General features: G+C 49.8%; 1 protein-coding gene. It reads right to left on the bottom strand.

Annotation, left to right across the window (positions count from 1 at the left end):
* The coding region (locus tag M1B78_RS18935; RefSeq protein WP_276019299.1) for a UpxZ family transcription anti-terminator antagonist at positions 1-237 on the bottom strand (237 nt) is incomplete at both ends.

Genomic DNA, 237 nt, shown 5'->3' with positions numbered 1-237 from the left:
AGGCTCATCGAAAACCTCTCCATAACAAGCCGTAAGCAAGCGGAGTTTCAGCAAAGAGGAAGGAAGGGAATCAAGGGCATCCCTGCAACGCCTCAATACTTCCTGCACATGCTGCTGTTTTTCACCATGGTCAATGAACGAGGCACTATACCCTTTCAAGAGCGCAAGACATACATTTGCCTGCTCCTCCACCGTGGTACCCCAGGTGCCTGAATTATACAAAGTTGTGGTCAAGCG

Origin of the sequence: Bacteroides muris (ex Fokt et al. 2023), assembly GCF_024704895.1 — a bacterium.
Lineage (GTDB): Bacteria > Bacteroidota > Bacteroidia > Bacteroidales > Bacteroidaceae > Bacteroides > Bacteroides muris.
This window is presented reverse-complemented; position numbering and strand designations above follow the sequence as displayed.